Origin of the sequence: Curtobacterium sp. MCBD17_003, assembly GCF_003234885.2 — a bacterium.
GTDB lineage: Bacteria > Actinomycetota > Actinomycetes > Actinomycetales > Microbacteriaceae > Curtobacterium.
In genome coordinates this window covers 634,647-651,357 of the sequence record NZ_CP126275.1, presented here as the reverse complement: position 1 = coordinate 651,357, position 16,711 = coordinate 634,647, and the positions used below count along the sequence as shown (strand labels likewise).

At 72.2% G+C, this 16,711-nt stretch carries 14 protein-coding genes; 8 read left to right on the top strand and 6 right to left on the bottom strand.

Annotated features, from left to right (window positions below; translation table 11 throughout):
* Positions 1-110: 110 nt before the first annotated feature.
* Both DEI88_RS03210 and DEI88_RS03205 read right to left on the bottom strand, forming a co-directional pair.
* Positions 111-1,658 carry a signal peptidase I gene (locus DEI88_RS03210; protein ID WP_111072293.1) on the bottom strand — a complete coding sequence of 516 codons (1,548 nt, stop codon included), beginning with the start codon at positions 1,656-1,658 and terminating at the stop codon, positions 111-113.
* Between the two features lie 178 nt (positions 1,659-1,836).
* Complete coding sequence (locus DEI88_RS03205; protein ID WP_111010174.1) at positions 1,837-2,436, bottom strand: M73 family metallopeptidase; 600 nt, start codon at positions 2,434-2,436, stop codon at positions 1,837-1,839.
* A 206-nt stretch (positions 2,437-2,642) separates the two neighbouring features.
* Between DEI88_RS03205 and DEI88_RS03200 the strand changes: the two genes are divergently transcribed.
* Positions 2,643-3,152 (top strand): MarR family transcriptional regulator, encoded by a 510-nt coding sequence (locus DEI88_RS03200; protein ID WP_111049505.1) that lies wholly within the window; start codon positions 2,643-2,645, stop codon positions 3,150-3,152.
* Between the two features lie 61 nt (positions 3,153-3,213).
* Positions 3,214-3,723 (top strand): mycothiol transferase, encoded by a 510-nt coding sequence (locus DEI88_RS03195; RefSeq protein ID WP_111010178.1) that lies wholly within the window; start codon positions 3,214-3,216, stop codon positions 3,721-3,723.
* Positions 3,724-3,800: 77 nt separating this feature from the next.
* Here the strand turns inward: DEI88_RS03195 and DEI88_RS03190 are convergent, their stop codons facing one another.
* Positions 3,801-5,981 (bottom strand): DEAD/DEAH box helicase, encoded by a 2,181-nt coding sequence (locus DEI88_RS03190; RefSeq protein WP_111072294.1) that lies wholly within the window; start codon positions 5,979-5,981, stop codon positions 3,801-3,803.
* Positions 5,982-6,209: 228 nt separating this feature from the next.
* Here DEI88_RS03190 and DEI88_RS03185 point away from each other — a divergent pair, with 228 nt between their 5' ends.
* Positions 6,210-7,271 carry an alpha/beta hydrolase gene (locus DEI88_RS03185; protein WP_111072295.1) on the top strand — a complete coding sequence of 354 codons (1,062 nt, stop codon included), beginning with the start codon at positions 6,210-6,212 and terminating at the stop codon, positions 7,269-7,271.
* Positions 7,272-7,354: 83 nt separating this feature from the next.
* On the opposite strand, the gene DEI88_RS03180 is transcribed toward DEI88_RS03185, so the two are convergent.
* The 3 genes from DEI88_RS03180 to DEI88_RS03170 all read right to left on the bottom strand — a co-directional run bounded on the left by DEI88_RS03180 (position 7,355) and on the right by DEI88_RS03170 (position 11,619).
* A complete protein-coding gene (locus tag DEI88_RS03180) occupies positions 7,355-7,609 on the bottom strand; it encodes a hypothetical protein (RefSeq protein ID WP_146242790.1) in 255 nt (84 codons plus the stop codon).
* 67 nt (positions 7,610-7,676) lie between these two features.
* Positions 7,677-10,910, bottom strand: a complete 3,234-nt coding sequence (locus DEI88_RS03175) for an efflux RND transporter permease subunit (protein WP_111072296.1) — start codon at positions 10,908-10,910, stop codon at positions 7,677-7,679.
* 67 nt (positions 10,911-10,977) lie between these two features.
* Positions 10,978-11,619, bottom strand: a complete 642-nt coding sequence (locus tag DEI88_RS03170) for a DUF6518 family protein (protein ID WP_111072297.1) — start codon at positions 11,617-11,619, stop codon at positions 10,978-10,980.
* Between the two features lie 125 nt (positions 11,620-11,744).
* On the opposite strand from DEI88_RS03170, the gene DEI88_RS03165 reads away from it, so the two are divergent.
* The 5 genes from DEI88_RS03165 (at position 11,745) to DEI88_RS03145 (ending at position 16,709) form a co-directional block, all read left to right on the top strand.
* A complete protein-coding gene (locus tag DEI88_RS03165) occupies positions 11,745-12,659 on the top strand; it encodes a DUF4097 family beta strand repeat-containing protein (protein ID WP_111072298.1) in 915 nt (304 codons plus the stop codon).
* Positions 12,656-13,258, top strand: a complete 603-nt coding sequence (locus DEI88_RS03160) for a PadR family transcriptional regulator (protein ID WP_111026518.1) — start codon at positions 12,656-12,658, stop codon at positions 13,256-13,258. Before DEI88_RS03165 ends, DEI88_RS03160 begins: the two co-directional genes overlap by 4 nt.
* Before the next feature lie 63 nt (positions 13,259-13,321).
* Entirely contained in the window at positions 13,322-15,517 is a 2,196-nt protein-coding gene (locus DEI88_RS03155; protein WP_258375124.1) for an APC family permease, read from the top strand.
* A 79-nt stretch (positions 15,518-15,596) separates the two neighbouring features.
* Positions 15,597-16,400, top strand: a complete 804-nt coding sequence (locus DEI88_RS03150; RefSeq protein WP_111072299.1) for a hypothetical protein — start codon at positions 15,597-15,599, stop codon at positions 16,398-16,400.
* Between the two features lie 63 nt (positions 16,401-16,463).
* Positions 16,464-16,709, top strand: a complete 246-nt coding sequence (locus DEI88_RS03145) for a DUF3072 domain-containing protein (RefSeq protein ID WP_111010194.1) — start codon at positions 16,464-16,466, stop codon at positions 16,707-16,709.
* Positions 16,710-16,711: the final 2 nt, after the last annotated feature.

Below are 16,711 nucleotides of genomic sequence, written 5' to 3'. Positions count from 1 at the left end.
GGACCAGGTCACGGTAGCGGGCACCGCGGACATCGCCGGCTGCGCCGGGGTGTGGGCCCGCGGTCACGGTGCCGGTCAGGGACACCGCGCACCGCGGGGGTCTGGGAGGATCAGCGGCCGGCGGAGTAGAGCGCGCTGACCTGGGCAGCCGACAGGGCCGAGTTGTAGACCGCGACGTCGTCGAGGTCGCCCTTGTAGTAGTTGCTCGTGGGCGCGTTCTGCCAGCCGCTCAGGTTGTCGTACCCGATACGCCACCAGCCGGAGTCGGGCTCGGCAGCGGTGTTCGTGTTCGTGGCGACGCTGACGCCGTCGACGTAGAGGACCATGCCGCTCGACGACATCGTGCCGACCACGTGGTGCCACCGGCCGTCCGTCACCGTCTTGGTCGACGTGAGCGTGATGTTGCCGCTGTTGTAGACGCTGAACGAGACGTCGCCCGCCGAGTTGATGTACAGCTGTCGGTCGTACGCGCTCGAGCTGCCCGTCTGGCTGTTGCCGAAGCCGATGACCTTGCCCGCGGCGGTGGAGGTCCGGATCCACGCCTCGACCGTGAACACGGAGGGGGCGGTGATCTTGGTGGTGGACGTCGAGGTGACCTGACCGGTCGCGCCGTCGAGCGTGACGTACGGGCTCGAACCGCACGTGCCGGCGACGCGGGTGACACCGCTCGACAGCGTGGCCGTCGTGCCGCTGGAACCGAGGTCGGTCTCGCTCGTGCCCGACGCCGCGTTGAACGCGTAGTCGATCGTCGGCGAGTAGGTCACGGTGCGACCGAGGCAGGAGAACGACGAGGCGGCCCCGAAGGACGCGCTCGTGGAGGTCATGGCGCCGAAGGGCGCGGCCTCGGCCTTGCTCGGCAGGAGCAGTCCGGTCCCGACGGCGGCGAGCGCGACGGCCGAGCCGACGATGAGGGCGAACAGGCGAGCGGGGAGACGGCGACGTCCCTCCCGGCCCTGTGCCGCGGGGGCACCGGACGGCACGTCCGCGTCGTCGTCCTCGTCCTCGTCGACGAGGACGGGGATGAGCAGGTCGTCGACGTCGTCCGGGAGGCCCTCCCCGGCTTCGTCGTCGTCCGTCGCGGCGACGACGGGGCCGCGACGGAGCGGTGCGTCGATCGTGGACAGGAACGCCATGGCCGTGAGCGCGAGGACGAGGATCGCGACCTTCTTCCACTCACCGTCGCGGAGCCACATGACGGGCATCCCGATGTACGGCACGCGGATGAACCCGACACCGTGGACGGCGCTGCGCGTGATCGGCGTGGAGTCCGCCTGCGGGTTGGCGTCGCCCTTGGTGATGATCTGGCCGTCCTCGCCCGCCTTGTGGAAGCGGTGGAGACGGAGCTCGCCCGGCTGGTCGGGGTCGTCGTACAGCAGGACCTGACCGAGGTGGAGGGAGGTCGGCGCGACCGGCTTCGAGACGACGACGTCGCCCGGCTGGAGGCGCGGCTCCATCGAACCCGTCATGACGGTGGTGGGGTGCCAGCCGATGACGGCCGGTGCCACGGCCCAGAGCGCCATGCCGAGGATGGTGGCGATGACGCCGCGTGCGACGGTGGCGATGACCAGGCGGTTCCAGTCGCGCAGGTCACGGAGCCGGTCCACGCGCACCGCGGGCACCGCGGCGGGGGCCGGGATGGCGATGTTGGTCGTGGTCATGACTCGTTCCTCGGGGGCGGCACCGCTGGTGGTGGATCGGGCTGGTGGGTGGTGCTGGGTGGGAGGTCGTGCCTCCCGGTCGACGGTGGTGGTGTCGGCGGGACCGGGCGCAGCGGGGGCGCGCCCGGTCCCGCCGGTCCTGACCGCTCGCCGTCACGGGCGGTCAGGAGGTGGGGGCTCAGCTGTTCTGGGCCTCCCAGGTGAGGCCGAGCGCCGCCGTGCCGGCCTGCGCCGAGTTCGGGGTGGTCGACGAGACCGTGTAGGTGACCTGGTAGACGCGCGACTCCGAGGCGGAGCCGGTCGGGGTCCAGGTGCCGAGGCCGTTGCTGTAGTTCGTGTACGAGGACGCGAAGTTCGCGAGCGTGCCCGTGTAGAGCGTGCCGTTGGTGCTCGAGGGGGTGAAGCCCGTGCAGCTGCCGAAGCCGCCGCCGGTGCCCTGCTGGACCGAGATGTTCACGTAGGACGAGAGCCCGTTCGTGGTGGCCGCGCTCGTGCCGTAGAGCTTGACGGCCGAAGCGAGCGAGCCCGTCGAGGTGACCGTGATGCAGTTCGAGCCGGTCGAACCCGGCTTGAGGTTGGTGGCCGAGAAGAGCGCGGTGTTCGCGTCGTCGTCCGAGAGGGCGACGGTCCCGGCGGTCCAGTTGCTGGTGGGGTTCACCGTCGTGGCGGAGAAGGCCGAGTACGAGGCGGTGGAGACGACGACGCCGGAGGCGATCAAGGCGGCGGGGATGGCGATCCAGGCGGCGACACGGGCGGTGCGGGGGCTGACGCGGGGCATGACGGTACTCCTTGCGATGTGATCTGCGATGCGGGATTTGGTACGACCATCAAGTTACTTTGCCGTCGTGCTGCTTACAAGCCGAGCCATACCCCCACTGCTGGGGGCATGGCTTGATTATCAAGATACTTGCTCATCGAGATGCGCCGGGCGAGGATGGAGTGCCGGCGGGAGCACGCTCGGCGCCGCCGACGATCAGGGACGACATGACGGACACCACCACCACGGCCACGGACAGGGCCCCGGGCACGGACGCGGCGGCACTCTCCCGCGTGCTCAACGCGTACCGCCTCATGCAGGTGCACCACGCCCGCGTGCTGACCCGCGAGAGCGCCGCGCGCGGACTCAACGCCACGGACGCGCGCTTCGTGTTCTTCCTCTCGGTCGCGGAGGCCGGCGTCACCCCGAAGCAGGCGAGCGAGTACCTCGCACTCTCGACCGGTGCCACCACGAACCTCGTCGACCGCCTGGTCGACCGCGGGCACATCGAGCGACGCCCGAACCCGGAGGACCGGCGGAGCGTCCTCCTGCAACTCACGCCGACGGGGGCCGAGACCGCCGAGCAGATCGGGGTCGTCTACCGCGCAGCGTTCGAGTCCGGGATCCCCACCGAGTACCTCGTCCCGCTCGCGCGGGCGTTCGAGCAGGTCGCCGCGCGCCTGGGCGAGTGCGCCAGCGCCGACGGCTGCCCGGACGCGGTCCACGCCGCGGGCTGATCCTCCACAGCGTCCCGGGTCCGCCCGTCCACCGTCGGCGCCCGGGGCTAGCGTGGCGGACATGACACCAGCAGAACTCCTCGCCGAAGCGTTCGCCCGCGTCCCCGAGACCGTCGAGCGCGCCGTCCGGAACCTGTCGGAGGACCAGCTCGCCGCTCGGCCCGCCGCCGGTGCGAACACGCTCGCCTGGCTCGCCTGGCACATCGCCCGCGGGCAGGACGCGCAGATCGCCGACCTCACCGGCAGCGAGCAGGTGTGGACGAGCGACGGCTGGTACGACCGGTTCGGCCTGCCGTTCCCGGCCGACGCGCTCGGGTACGGCATGTCCCGCGACGACGTCGGACGGGTCCGCGCATCGTCCGACCTGCTGCTCGGTTACCTCCGCGCGACCACCGCCCGGACACTCGAGTACGTCCGGGGCCTCGCACCCGAGGACCTCGACGCCGTGGTCGACGAGGCATGGGACCCGCCCGTGACCGCCGGCGTCCGCCTCGTCAGCATCCTCGACGACTGCGTCCAGCACGCTGGACAGGCCGGGTACGTCCGCGGACTCCTCTTCTTCGTGTCCTGACGCGCAGGTGGGGAACGACGGGAGGGACGGCGCGGGTCACCCCGCACCGTCCCTCCCGTCCGTGATCGCGCCCGGCGTCAGCGCTTCGCGAGCTCCGTGACGAGCGCGTCGCCGGGAGCGACGGGCGTCATCGGGGCGTCGATCTCGGCACGCTCGAGCATGCCCTCCATCTTCCGGACGCGGTTCCGCGTGACGAGGGTCACGACGGTGCCCTCCTTGCCGGCACGGCCGGTGCGCCCCGCGCGGTGTGTGTACGTCTTGTACTCGTCCGGCAGGTCCGCCTGGATGACGAGCGAGACGTCGTCGACGTGGATGCCGCGCGCCGCGACGTCCGTGGCGACCAGGACGTTCACCCGGCCGCTCGTCAGGAGCGACAGGTTCCGGGTGCGTCGGGACTGGTTGAGGTCGCCGTGCAGGCTCGTCGCCCGGATGCCGGCGTCCTCGAGCTGGTCGGCCAGACGCTCGGCGTAGGCACGGGTCCGCGCGAACACCACGGTCTTGCCGTCGCCGCTCGCGAGTTCCTCGATGACGCGGTCCTTCTCGCGCTGCTCGACGACGAGGACCTGGTGGTCGATCGTCGAGGACGCCTGGTCCTCGCCGAGGACCTCGTGCACGGACGGCTCGACGAGGAACTCGTCGACCAGCGCGGCGACCTGGGTGTCGAGCGTCGCGCTGAACAGCAGCTTCTGCGCGCGCGCACCGGTCGGCGTGACGTCGGCGGTCGCCTGGAGGATGCGCCGGACGGGCTCGAGGAACCCGAGGTCGCACATGTGGTCGGCTTCGTCGAGCACGGTGACGACGACCTCGCTGAGGTCGAGGCGCCCCTGCTCCATGAGGTCCTCGATGCGACCCGGCGTGCCCACGATGATGTCGACACCGCGCTGCAGCGCGCCCACCTGACGGCCCTGCGGCACCCCGCCGTAGATCTGGGTCGTGAACAGGCCCACCGCACGGGCGATCGGCTGGACGGTGCGGTCGATCTGCAGCGCCAGCTCGCGCGTCGGCGCCAGGATGAGCGCACGGGGGTTGCGGCCCATCCGGCGGTTCTTGCCCCCACCGTTCTCCATGAGCTTCTCGACGAGGGGCGCGCCGAACGCGATCGTCTTGCCGGAGCCCGTGCGGCCTCGACCGAGCACGTCCTTGCCGGCGAGGACGTCCGGGATCGTCGCGGCCTGGATCGGGAACGGACGATCCGCGCCGAGCTCCGCGAGCACCCGCACGATGTTGGAGCCGATGCCGAGGTCGCCGAAGGTCACGCCCTCGACGTCCGCGGCGACGGTGGCCTCGGCCTGGAGCTTCTCGAGCTTGACGTCGTCCGCGGGCACGTAAGCGGGACGGTCCTCACGGGCGTCGCCGAAGTGGCGGCCCGAGCGCTCTGCGGCGCGCGGGGTGCGACCGGTCCGGTCATCGCGGTCGAACGAACGCTGCGGCCGGTCGTTCCGGTCGTTCCGGTCGTACGAGCGCTGCGGCCGGTCGTTCCGGTCGAACGAACGCTGCGGCCGATCGTCCCGGTCGTTCCGGTCGAACGAACGCTGCGGCCGGTCGTTCCGGTCGAACGAACGCTGCGGCCGGTCGCTCCGGTCGAACGAACGCCCACCACGGTCATTACGGTCATACGAACGCTGCGGCCGGTCGCTCCGGTCGTTCCGGTCGAACGAGCGCTGCGGCCGATCGCTCCGGTCGCTCCGGTCGAACGAACGCCCACCACGGTCATCACGGTCATACGAACGCTGCGGCCGGTCGCTCCGGTCGTACGAGCGGCCGCCACGGTCGACCGAACGCTGCGGCCGGTCGCTCCGGTCGAACGAACGCCCACCACGGTCATCACGGTCATACGAACGCTGCGGCCGCTCGCTGCGATCGAACGAACGCCCACCACGGTCATCTCGGTCGAACGAACGCTGCGGCCGGTCGCTCCGGTCGTACGGCCGGCCGCCCCGGTCGTCCCGGCCGGACGAACGGCCGCCGCGGTCGTCCCGGTCGGACGACCGCGCACCGCGCCGGTCGTCGCGCGGGAACCGCCCGCGGCTGCGGTCGTCGTCGTTGCTGCGCGGCTCCCAGTTCGGGCGGCCGGAGCGCTCTCCGGACGCGGCGCGGTCGCGGCGCTCCGCCGCGTCCCAACGCGCCTTCTGGCGACCAGCGGACGGCTCCTCGGCACGGTAGCCGCGGTGCTTCGGGCTCCGCGAGGCAGGGGTGCCGTTCGCGTGGCGGGCGGTGTTGTCGGCGCGCGAGGGCGCGCCCTTCTTGAAGGGGGACATGCGAGTTCTTTCCGGCGTGCAGACATGCCGCAGGACCCGAGGCGCCGTCGGCCGGATCGAAGTGCGGGGAGGGGGTCCGTCCCGTCGTGATCGACGTGACTCCAGCCCTCGAGACACACACACCCGTCGCGGCCACATGCCGCGCTGTCGAGAGCTGACCTACCTACATTAGTCGCGAACCCGGAGGGACGCCAGCCCCGTACGGATGCTCCCGATAGGTTGGGCGCGATGCCGTCTCCCGTCCGTCAGCGCCGTCACGCCCGCGGTGTCGCACGCGTCGGGGACCACCGACGGCTCCCTGCCCTCACCACGGTCGTGCTCGCGCTCGTGCTCGTGCTCACCGGATGCGTCCAGGGCCCCACCGGCGACACGAACGCCACGGTCGACGCGGGACCGGTGATCTACCCGCTGTCGCTGCGGTACCCGGACGTCCGGACCGTGTCCGACGTCGCGTACGGCGAGGACCGGCTGCAGCGCCTCGACGTCTGCCTGCCCGCCGGGCACGAGGCCGCCGCGGCGACCGCGACCGCGACCGCTGCTCCCCTGCCGGGTGGCGGGGTCGGCGCGCAGGCGGGACAGGGCACCACCGACCGCCCTGCCGTCATGATGATTCACGGCGGCAGCTGGTCACACGGTGACAAGGCGACCGCGGCCTACCACGCGGTGTGCGAGTACTTCGCGTCCCAGGGCTTCGTGGTGTTCGACATCGACTACCGCCTGGCGCCGACGGACCCGTTCCCCGCCGGACTCGACGACGTCCGGCGCGCCCTCGACTGGGTGTTCCGCACGGCGACGCTCACCCGGTTCCGCGTGGACCGGGAACGCGTGGGGGTGTTCGGCGGGAGCGCCGGCGGGAACCTCGCCGCGATGCTCGCGGTGCAGGACCACGCGTCGACCGCGTACGCGAACGGGGACCGGATCCGGGCCGTCGCGGAGCTGAGCGGGCCCTCGGACCTGACCGCGGCCTCCACGGACGCCGGCGGCGTGACGCCGTCGTTCGCTCGGAAGCAGCTGCTCTACCTGGGATGCACCCGCTACGCCGACTGTCCGGCGGCGCGGCGGGCCTCCCCCGTCGACGACGTCACCGCGCAGACCCCGCCCTTCTTCATCGGGCACAGCACCCACGAGTTCATCCCGCTGTGGGAGTCGCAGCACCTGGCGCGCGCCCTGCGACGGCACGGCGTCCCCGTGACCCTCGTCGAGGTCCGCGGCACCGCGCACTCGATCGCGCAGCTCGACCGCGCGATGAGCGAACGGGTCGTCGCGTACTTCCGTCACCGACTCGGCTGACGCCCGACAGGGCGCGGGGCGGGGGACATGACGACGGCCCCGCTCCTCCCGGGGAGGAACGGGGCCGCTTCCGTGGGAAGGTGTCAGTCCCAGCCGCGCGGGTCCTCGTCGGTCGCGGTGACCCAGTCGAGGAGCACGGCGGCGAGGGAGCAGATGAACGCGATCGCCGCGACCTCCGCGACGATCGAGCGGTGGTGCTCGACCACACCGAGCGCGGCGAACACCACGGTGACGATGAACGAGATGCCGAGCAGCAGCTCCGCACCGGTGTGGATGTACGTCATCCCGGACCACTCGGTGGTCGCGCGCTGGGCTCTCGGGACGTCGCGGATGGTCACGACCACCAGTGTCGGCGGTGGGAGCACCCTGTGACAGTCCCGAGAGCGGGTGCCGCTCGATCGGGGGTCAGTGCCGCGGGTGGTGGGCCTCCCGCGCACCGGGGACCGACACGGGCACGCTCGTCCGCACGTCCGTGAACCGTTCCCGCCGACGCTCGACCACGTAGTAGAGCGCCGGGAGGACCACGAGGGTCAGGAGCGTCGACGACACGAGGCCTCCGATCACGACGAGCGCGAGCGGCTGCGAGATGAACCCGTTGTGTCCGGTGATGCCCACCGCCATCGGCACGAGCGCGAAGATCGTGGCGAGTGCCGTCATCAGGATCGGTCGGAGACGTCGGGCCGCGCCCTCCACGAGCGCCTCGCGGACGCGCAACCCCCGTCGCCGGTACTGGTTGACGAGGTCGATGAGCACGATCGCGTTCGTCACGACGATGCCGACGAGCATGAGCACGCCGATGAGCGACGCGACGCCGATCGGGATCCCCGACGCCACCTGCAGCAGGATCGCGCCGGTCGCCGCGAACGGGATCGACACGAGCAGGAGGAGCGGCTGGAGCAGGCTGCGGAAGGTCGCCACCATCACGACGTAGACGATGAGGATCGCGATGAGCGCGGCGAGGAGCAGCTGTCGGAACGCCGACGACTGGCTCGATGCGACACCGCCGATGGAGGCCTCAGCGCCCTTCGACAGGTGGAGGCCGTCCACGGCGTCGGTCACGGACTGCGTCGCGGCGCCGAGGTTCGTCGCCGACGGCGTGACCGTGATCGTCGCCGTGCGCACCGCGTTCGAGGTCGTGACCGTGGTCGGCCCGTTCGACTGGTCGACCGTGGCGACGGACGACAGCGGCACGGCACCTGCGGCGGTCGGGATCGACAGGTCGCGCAGGGCCTGCGCGCTGGTCGGTGGGTGCGGGTTCTCGATGTACACGTCGAGCGTCTGGTCGCCGAACTCGACCGTCCCCTTGTCCTGCGGCGACACCGATGCCGCGACGATCCCGCCGACCTGGGTCTCGGTGAGGCCCGCCGCGGCCGCCTTCGCGCGGTCGACACGGACGGCCAGGTAGGGCTGCGCGGCGGACAGGTTGCTCGACGCACCCGTGGTGTTCGGCACGTCCTGCATGGCGTGGAGCACCTGCTCGGCCGCCGACCGGAGCCGCGCCTGCGTCGGGGCGGTCACGTCGACGTCGATGTCCGACGTCGACCCGAAGCCCGAGGTCGAGGCGAGCGAGACCGTCCCGACGCCGGAGAGCGCCCGGAGCCGGGCACGCGCCCGGGACTGCAGGGCCGTCTGGTCCGCGCTGTCGTCCGTGGTGACGGAGTACGTGATCGACGCGCTCCCCCCGCCGCCGAAGGCCGACTGGATGGAGTTGCCGCTCGAGCCGATGGTCACCTGGACGGTGTCGACGCCGTCCACGTCACGCAGCGCGCGCTCCACCCGGCGGGCCGAGCGGGACTGCTCCGCGAGGCTCGTGGCCGGTGCGAGCGTCTGGCTCACCGTGAAGGTGTTCTGCCCGGAGTCGCCGAGGTAGTTGGTCTTGACGAACGGGAGCGCAGCCGCGGTGCCACCGAGGACGAGCACGGCGAGGACGAGGACGAGCGCCGGGAACCGCAGCACCCAGTCGAGCACGGGCAGGTAGCCCCGGCGCAGGCGGTCGCGGTGCCCGGCGTCGTGCAGGTCCGCGGCGCTGCCGAGCGTCGTGTCGACGGACGAGGCCCCCGCGGCGAACCGGGACTCGGCCGCCACCAGTTCGGCGGGCGCCGCGCGGTGTGCTCCGACGGGGTCGACCGGGGCCGTGTCGGCGGTCGCGGACTGGTACTGCCCGGATCCCCGTCCGGGCCGGAGCCACCAGTACGCGAGCACCGGCACGATCGTCAGCGCGACGAGCAGCGACGCGGCGAGCGCGATCGACACGGTGAGCGCGAACGGCCGGAACAGCTCGCCGACGAGCTCCTGCACGAACGCGACCGGCAGGAACACCACGACCGTGGTCAGTGTCGACGCGGTCACGGCACCGGCGACCTCGCGGACGCCGTCGAGCACCGCGCGCAGCCGGTCGACGCCCGGTTGCATGTGCCGCTTGATGTTCTCGATGACGACGATCGAGTCGTCGACCACGCGGCCGATCGCGATCGTCAGGCCGGCGAGGGTGATGATGTTGAGCGTGTACCCGGCGGCCTCCATGCCGATCGCGGTGAGCAGCACGCTCGTCGGGATCGAGATCGCGGTGACCAGGGTCGAGCGCCACGACAGCAGGAACACGAGGATCACGACGACCGCGAACCCGAGTCCGAGCAGGCCCTCCTCCGCCAGCGAGTCGATGGACTGCTCGATGTAGGGCGCCTGGTCGAACACGACGGTGAACCGCGGCGAGCCGTCGACCTTCGCCTCGATGCCGGGGAGCGCGTCCTGCACGGTGCGGGAGACGTCGACGGTGTTGGCCTCTTGCGTCTTCGTGATGGCGATGGTGAGCGCGGGCTTGCCGTTCACCCGGCTGATCGACGTGCGCGGGGACTCGACGAGCCTCACCTCGGCGACGTCGCCGATCGTGGTCGCGACGCGGGCGCCGGCCAACGGGAGGTCGCGGATGTCACCGACCGACCCGAGGCTCGACCCGGTCTGCACCGACAGGGTCCGGCCGTGCTCGGTGATCGTGCCGCCCGGGACGAGTGTGCCGTTGTCGTCGAGGGCGTCACTGATCGCGGTCTGGGCGACGCCGCGCTCGGCGAGTTCCGTCTGGTTCGGCGTGATGACGATGCGGCGTCCGGGGTTGCCGTAGACGTCGGCCTCACGCACCCCGTCGAGCTTCTCGAGGTCCGGCACCGCGGTCTTGTTCAACCGCCCGACCAGGGTCTCCTCGCTCGTGCCGGGTTCGGAGACCGCGAGCTGGAGGACCGGGATGTCGTCGAACGACCCCGTGACGATCTGGGTCTGGACGCTGTCGGGCAGGTCGAGGGCGTTGACGACCGTCTGGATCTTGTCCTCGGCGCTGGCGAGGTTCGACCCGTACTGGAACTCGGCCGACACGACGCTCTGGCTCGTCGACGACGTCGCGGTGGTGTCCTTGAGGTCGGGGACGGCCTGGATCCCCTGCTCGATCTTGGTCGACACGTCGTTCGACACGACCTCGGGCGTCGCGCCGGGGTAAGTGCTGACGATCGCGACCTGGGGGAACTCGACGCTCGGGATCAGCTCCTGCTTGAGGCTCGTGAGGGCGACCCCACCGAAGATCGCGACGACGATGGTGACCAGCGCGATGAGGGCGCGGTTGCGCAGGCTGAGGACCGAGAGGAGGTGCACCGGTCGATCCTCCCAGCGGGGCCTGACACCGCGCCCGGCCGGACGTGCCCCGCGGGTCGACCGCCGGTCAGACCACGAGGAGCGCGCCGAGCACGCCGGCGGCCCCGACCACGCCCGTCCCGAGCGCGACGACGCGGCCGATCGGGCTGCGACCGGCGACGACCGCGGCGACGACGCAGAGGACGCCGCCGACGACCTCGGAGGTCCAGGCCGTGCTGCTCGTCGTCGCCGCGACGACCAGGAGTCCCCGGATCCCCTCACCCACGAGGACGGCGCCGACCACGCCGGCCGACGCACCGCGGACCCGGCCGTCACGGGACACGACGCCGACGGCGACGAGTCCGGCGAGGACGCCCGCGGGGACCCCGAGGAGTTCCCATGTCCCGAACGGGGACAGCGCGTCGGGTCGACCGGCGAGCACGGTCGCGGCCCAGTAGCCGACGCGCATGAGTTCGAGACACACGACCCCGAGCGCCGCCGCCCAACGCGCGCCGGGTCGGACCACGAGCACCAGGAGGACCGCGGCGACGAACCAGGGGCCGGCTGCGTTCGACAACGTGGCGACGAACGCCGACCCGCTCTGGCCGATGCTCGTGAGCATCCCGACGAGCAGGGCTCCGGCGAGCGCGACGACGACCCTGGCGGGACGCGGGAGCGCGCCGGATCGCGGGGGGACGACGACGCGACGGGGCAGGACCGGTGCTTCCATGCCTCCAGGATCGGCGAGGGCGGCTCGCTCGGCATCCGCCGGACGGATGACCCTTGATCGCCCCGTCCCACGGGCGTACGGTTGCCGGCACGACAACGCGATACATCGCGAGATCGGAGTGCACCATGGCGCAGGAGAAGTGGCTCGTCGACGAGCCGAAGGTCATCGACACCGGGGTGGTCCGGCAGCTCAAGGTCGGCCTCGTCGGGGGTCAGGTCGACGTCGTCGCGCACGACGAACCCACGGCGCGGGTCGAGGTCCACGCCGTCTCGGGGCGGCCGCTGCGGGTCGAGATGGACGCGGGCGTGCTCACCGTGGACCACGCCCAGGTCCGCTGGGACGACCCGCTCGGCTTCCTCCGGGCCTTCCGCGGTCAGGAGTCCGCGGACGTCAGCATCCTCGTCCCGCGGCAGGTGGCACTGACGCTCGGGGTCGTCTCGGCCGGCGCACTCGTCTCGGGGCTGACGCACGACGCGGCGCTCCACGCGGTGTCCGGCGACCTCGTCGTCGACCGGGTGAGCGGCGACCTCCAGGTCAACAGCGTCTCGGGCACCGTGACCGTCCGCGAGCACGCGGGCGCCCTCGCCGTGCGGACGGTCTCCGGCGACGTCGCCGCCACCGGCGCGGTCACCCGGCTCACGGCGGACGGCATCTCGGCCGACGTCCTGCTCGACCTGCAGGGGGTCCCGGACGGCGTCCGGGTCAGCACGGTCTCGGGCGCGGTGAGCCTCCGGCTCGCGGACGGCGTGGGGTACGCGTGCTCCGTGACCACGGCGACCGGACGCCTCCAGTTCGACGACGACGAGGTGCGGGGTGTGCACGGCCCGTACACCCGCCGGTCCGGCACGCTCGAGGGGCGCTGGGCCGACGTGCGCGTGGCCACGGTGTCCGGCCGGTTCGCGCTGTTCCACGCGGACCCGGAGCCGAGCGCCGCGAGCCCGACGGCGGGCGCGACGGCGGGCGCGACGGCGGGCGCGACGGCCACGGACGACACCGACGGCACGTGGACGACGGACGGCACCGAGGGGCTCGGCGCATGAGCCCGGTGTTCGCCCACGGACAGCTCCGCCTGTACCTGCTCGTGCTGCTCGCGGAGCGCCCGATGCACGGCTACGAACTCATCCAGGCGCTCGGCACCCGGTTCGGCGGCGTGTACGTCCCGAGCGCCGGCACCGTGTACCCCCGTCTCGGCAAGCTGCAGGAGGACGGCCTCGTGACCAGCGAGGCCGACGGCCGCAAGACCGTCTACGCGATCACCGAGGCCGGCCGCGACGAGTTGGCCGCGCGCCAGGACGAGGTCGCCGACCTCGAGTCCGGCGTCACCGACTCGGTGCGCTCCCTCGCGGACGGCGTGCGCGCCTCGGTCGGCGAGGCGATGCGGTCGCTCCGCGCCGACCTCGCCGCGTCCGCTCGACCGGCCGCCCCGCACCGATCGGGTCCCCACCCGGCGGGGGCGCCGACCTCGACGCCGAACGAGGGCGCCCGGTCCCTCCGCGAGGTCGAACTGCTCCTCGCGACGTTCCGGCAGGAGGTCCGGGCCGAGGCCCGCCGACGCGCGACCCGGGGCACGCTCACGCCCGAGGTCGTCGCCGCCCTCCGCCGAGGACTCGACGGGATCCGGTCGACACTCCGGGACTGATCGGGAACAACGGGGACGGGTGCCGTGTTGACAGCCCCTCCATCCTGAGTAGGTTGTCCCCTCGTGACGAACGAGATCCGGTCGCTCAAGGCCCGGTTGATCGGGGATCCACTGCCCTCGCAGCAGCTCGAGGGTCAGCTCCTCCCGAAGCACCTCGCGCTCCCGATCTTCGCGAGTGACCCGCTGTCGAGTGTCGCCTACGCGCCGCAGGAGCTCCTCATGATCCTGCTGCTCGGCGGGATGTCATTCCTGACCTTCGCGCCGTGGGTCGCGGCCCTGGTCGTGCTCCTGCTCGTCGTCGTCGTGGCGTCCTACCGACAGCTCATCAAGGCGTACCCGTCGGGCGGCGGGGACTACGAGGTCGCGCACCGGAACCTCGGCGAGAAGGCCGGGCTCGTCGTGGCCTCCGCCCTGCTCGTCGACTACGTGATGACCGTCGCCGTGTCGGTCGCCTCGGGCGTGGACAACATCATCTCGGCGCTGCCGATGCTCGACGAGTTCCGCGTCGAGCTCGCGCTCGTGTTCGTCGTCCTGCTCGCCGCCGTGAACCTGCGCGGGGTGCGCGAGTCGAGCAAGGCGTTCGCGATCCCGACCTACCTGTTCGTGGCGAGTGTGTTCGTCATGGTCGTCACGGGCCTGGTCCGCACGGCCCTGGGGCACGCCCCGGTCGCCGAGAGCGCCGGGTACACGATCGCGAACACCGAGAGCGTGACGCGCGCCGCGTTCGTGCTGCTGCTCCTCCGCTCGTTCGCGTCGGGGTGCTCCGCCCTCACCGGCGTCGAGGCCATCGCCAACGGGGTGCAGGCGTTCCGCCGCCCGAAGATCCGCAACGCCCAGACGACGCTCGTGTTCATGGGCGGCATCGCGATCGTCCTGTTCGTCGGCCTCGTCGCGCTCTCGCTCATCGCGCACGTGCACTACGCCGAGAGCGCGTGCGACCTCCGGGGCTTCGCGCACTGCACGACGACACCCCAGCGGTCCCTCATCGCGCAGATCGCCGCGGCGACGTTCGGTGGGGGCAGTGTCCTGTTCTTCGTGATCCAGGCGACCACCGCGGCCGTGCTGCTCCTGGCGGCGAACACCGCGTTCAACGGGTTCCCGCTGCTCGGGTCGATCCTCGCCCGCGACTCGTACGCCCCGAAGGCCCTGTCGACCCGGGGCGACCGGCTCATCTACTCGAACGGCGTGATCGTCCTGGCGCTCGTCGCCGCGGCACTCCTCATCGTCTACCGGGCGAACGTCACGGCGCTCATCCAGCTGTACATCATCGGCGTATTCGTGTCGTTCACATGCGGGCAGACGGGCATGGTCCGGCACTGGCTCCGGCTGCTCGCGACGGACCCGCCGAACCGCGGGCAGATCTGGCGCAGCCTGTCGATCAACGCCACGGGTGCGTCGTTCACCTTCGTGGTGCTCGTCGTCGTCACCATCACGAAGTTCACGCACGGCGCCTGGCTCGTGTTCGTCATCATGCCGGTGCTGTTCCTGCTCATGCTCGGCGTGAACCGGTACTACCGCGACGTCTCGCACGAGATCGCCGCCGACGACGAGACCCGGTTCGGCGCCACGGGCGACCACGCGATCGTCCTCGTCAACAAGCTGCAGAAGCCGGTGATCAAGGCCCTCGACTACGCGATCGCGGCCAAGCACGCGTCGTTCGAGGCCGTGCACGTCGCCATCGACGAGGCCGACGCCGCGACCCTGCAGCAGCAGTGGCGCGACTACGGCATCACGTGCCCGCTCACCATCGTGCCGAGCCCGTACCGCGACATCTCGATGCCGCTCATCAAGCACATCAAGGCGCACCGGCAGGAGCACGGCGCCGAGGTCGTGACCGTCTACACGCCCGTCTTCGTCGTCGGACACTGGTGGGAGGCCCTGCTCCACAACCACCGCGGGCGCCGGATCCGCAAGAAGTTGCTCCTCGTGCACGGCGTCACGGTCGCCCTCGTCCCGTGGCTGCTCGACTCCTCGGAGCTGCTGTACGGCCGCCGCTCGCGGCCGCTGCCCGGCCAGGAGCGACGCGGCGAGCCGATCCGGCCGCAGGTGCACCGCGGCGCCGAGCAGACGAACCGCGGCACGGAGGACCTCCTCCGGACCGACCGGCTGCTCCGCTCGGACCAGCGGAACAGCGTGCACGTCCGCCGCGCGACGCGACCGGCGGGCCCCGCCGAGGGCGTGGACCCGGCGGGCGACTGCGGCGAGCTGCCCGCGCTCGTCCCCGCCGCGCACGGCCGCACCCCCGCTTCGCACGACTGACCGGGTCCGACCCGGACCCGGACCCGGGCCGGACCCGGACCCGGACCCGGACCCGGACCCGGACGTAGGATGGCCGACCATGACCGACTGGACCACGAGCGCGCCGGAGGCGCTCCGGACCTACGCGACGCTCGACAGCCACGGCGGCAAGGTCTCCAAGCGGGTCGAGGTGCTGACGGACGTGCCGTCCTCGGCCGCTGACGGGCGCCACGACGGCATGGTCGCCGTCCGCGGCCCCTGGCCCACGGGCGCGCTCGACGAACACGCCGAGGACGGCGCCGAACTCGTCCGCGGCACACCGACCGTCGGCTGGGTCGACCCCGCGACGCTCCGCGACTGGTACCGGCCGGACCTGGTGATCGTGCCCCTCTCCGAAGCGCACGGTGCCGGACTGCGCCCCGGGCTCTTCGCGGACACCCGCACGCGCGGTCGCGTCCGCATCGACGACCGGGAGGGTCACGTCGGCCCCGACGGTCGGCCCGCGTTCCGCGCGTTGGCCGGGTCGCCCGGGGACCTCCGGCTCGACGCTCCCCTGCCGCGGGACGAGGTCGTCCGCGTCGTCGAGGTGCGCGACGACGCCCGGACCGAGGACGGTGCATCGGCCGTCGCGGTGCTCACCACGCCCGTGTTGCCCGTGCTCGCGCCCGGGGTCTACCCCGACCACGCTGGCGACCGCGCGGGTCTGCCGCCCGCGCCCGCACCCGGGTCGGTCCGTGTCCGTGCCTTCTGGGTCGAGCAGGGCGAGCGGGCCGAGATCGTCCGCCTCGACGCCCCCGCGAACACCATGTGGGTCGACCGCGGCCAGCGGGGTCCGGTGCCCGTGGCGGTCTCCGGCGTCGGGCCCGACCTGGTCCGGTACGTCACCGAGGCCGTCGCCGCGTAGGCGTACCCCGCTCGGTCCCGGCCGTCGAGGTGCGTGTCGGGGGTGCGGCGTAGCCTCCCGGGCATGAGCAACGCAGACGACCACGCCGGCGAGACCCTCGGCGGCCCCCGCCCCGACCCCTCGACCACCGCGAGCAAGGACCCGTCGGACTGGGTCACCGGTGACGAGCCGATGACCGGCCCGCAGCGCAGCTACCTGGACACGCTCGCGCGTGAGGCCGGTGAGGAACTCCCCGCCGACCTGACCAAGGCCGAGGCGTCCGAGAACATCGACCGGCTGCAGCAGGAGACCGGGCGCGGGCAGGACTGACG

Bases quoted from the DNA above. Each gene is read 5' to 3' on its own strand.
- DEI88_RS03210 (WP_111072293.1), bottom strand. From the start codon at position 1,658: ATGACCACGACCAACATCGCCATCCCGGCCCCCGCCGCGGTGCCCGCG.
- DEI88_RS03205 (WP_111010174.1), bottom strand. From the start codon at position 2,436: ATGCCCCGCGTCAGCCCCCGCACCGCCCGTGTCGCCGCCTGGATCGCC.
- DEI88_RS03200 (WP_111049505.1), top strand. From the start codon at position 2,643: ATGACGGACACCACCACCACGGCCACGGACAGGGCCCCGGGCACGGAC.
- DEI88_RS03195 (WP_111010178.1), top strand. From the start codon at position 3,214: ATGACACCAGCAGAACTCCTCGCCGAAGCGTTCGCCCGCGTCCCCGAG.
- DEI88_RS03190 (WP_111072294.1), bottom strand. From the start codon at position 5,981: ATGTCCCCCTTCAAGAAGGGCGCGCCCTCGCGCGCCGACAACACCGCC.
- DEI88_RS03185 (WP_111072295.1), top strand. From the start codon at position 6,210: ATGCCGTCTCCCGTCCGTCAGCGCCGTCACGCCCGCGGTGTCGCACGC.
- DEI88_RS03170 (WP_111072297.1), bottom strand. From the start codon at position 11,619: ATGGAAGCACCGGTCCTGCCCCGTCGCGTCGTCGTCCCCCCGCGATCC.
- DEI88_RS03165 (WP_111072298.1), top strand. From the start codon at position 11,745: ATGGCGCAGGAGAAGTGGCTCGTCGACGAGCCGAAGGTCATCGACACC.
- DEI88_RS03160 (WP_111026518.1), top strand. From the start codon at position 12,656: ATGAGCCCGGTGTTCGCCCACGGACAGCTCCGCCTGTACCTGCTCGTG.
- DEI88_RS03150 (WP_111072299.1), top strand. From the start codon at position 15,597: ATGACCGACTGGACCACGAGCGCGCCGGAGGCGCTCCGGACCTACGCG.
- DEI88_RS03145 (WP_111010194.1), top strand. From the start codon at position 16,464: ATGAGCAACGCAGACGACCACGCCGGCGAGACCCTCGGCGGCCCCCGC.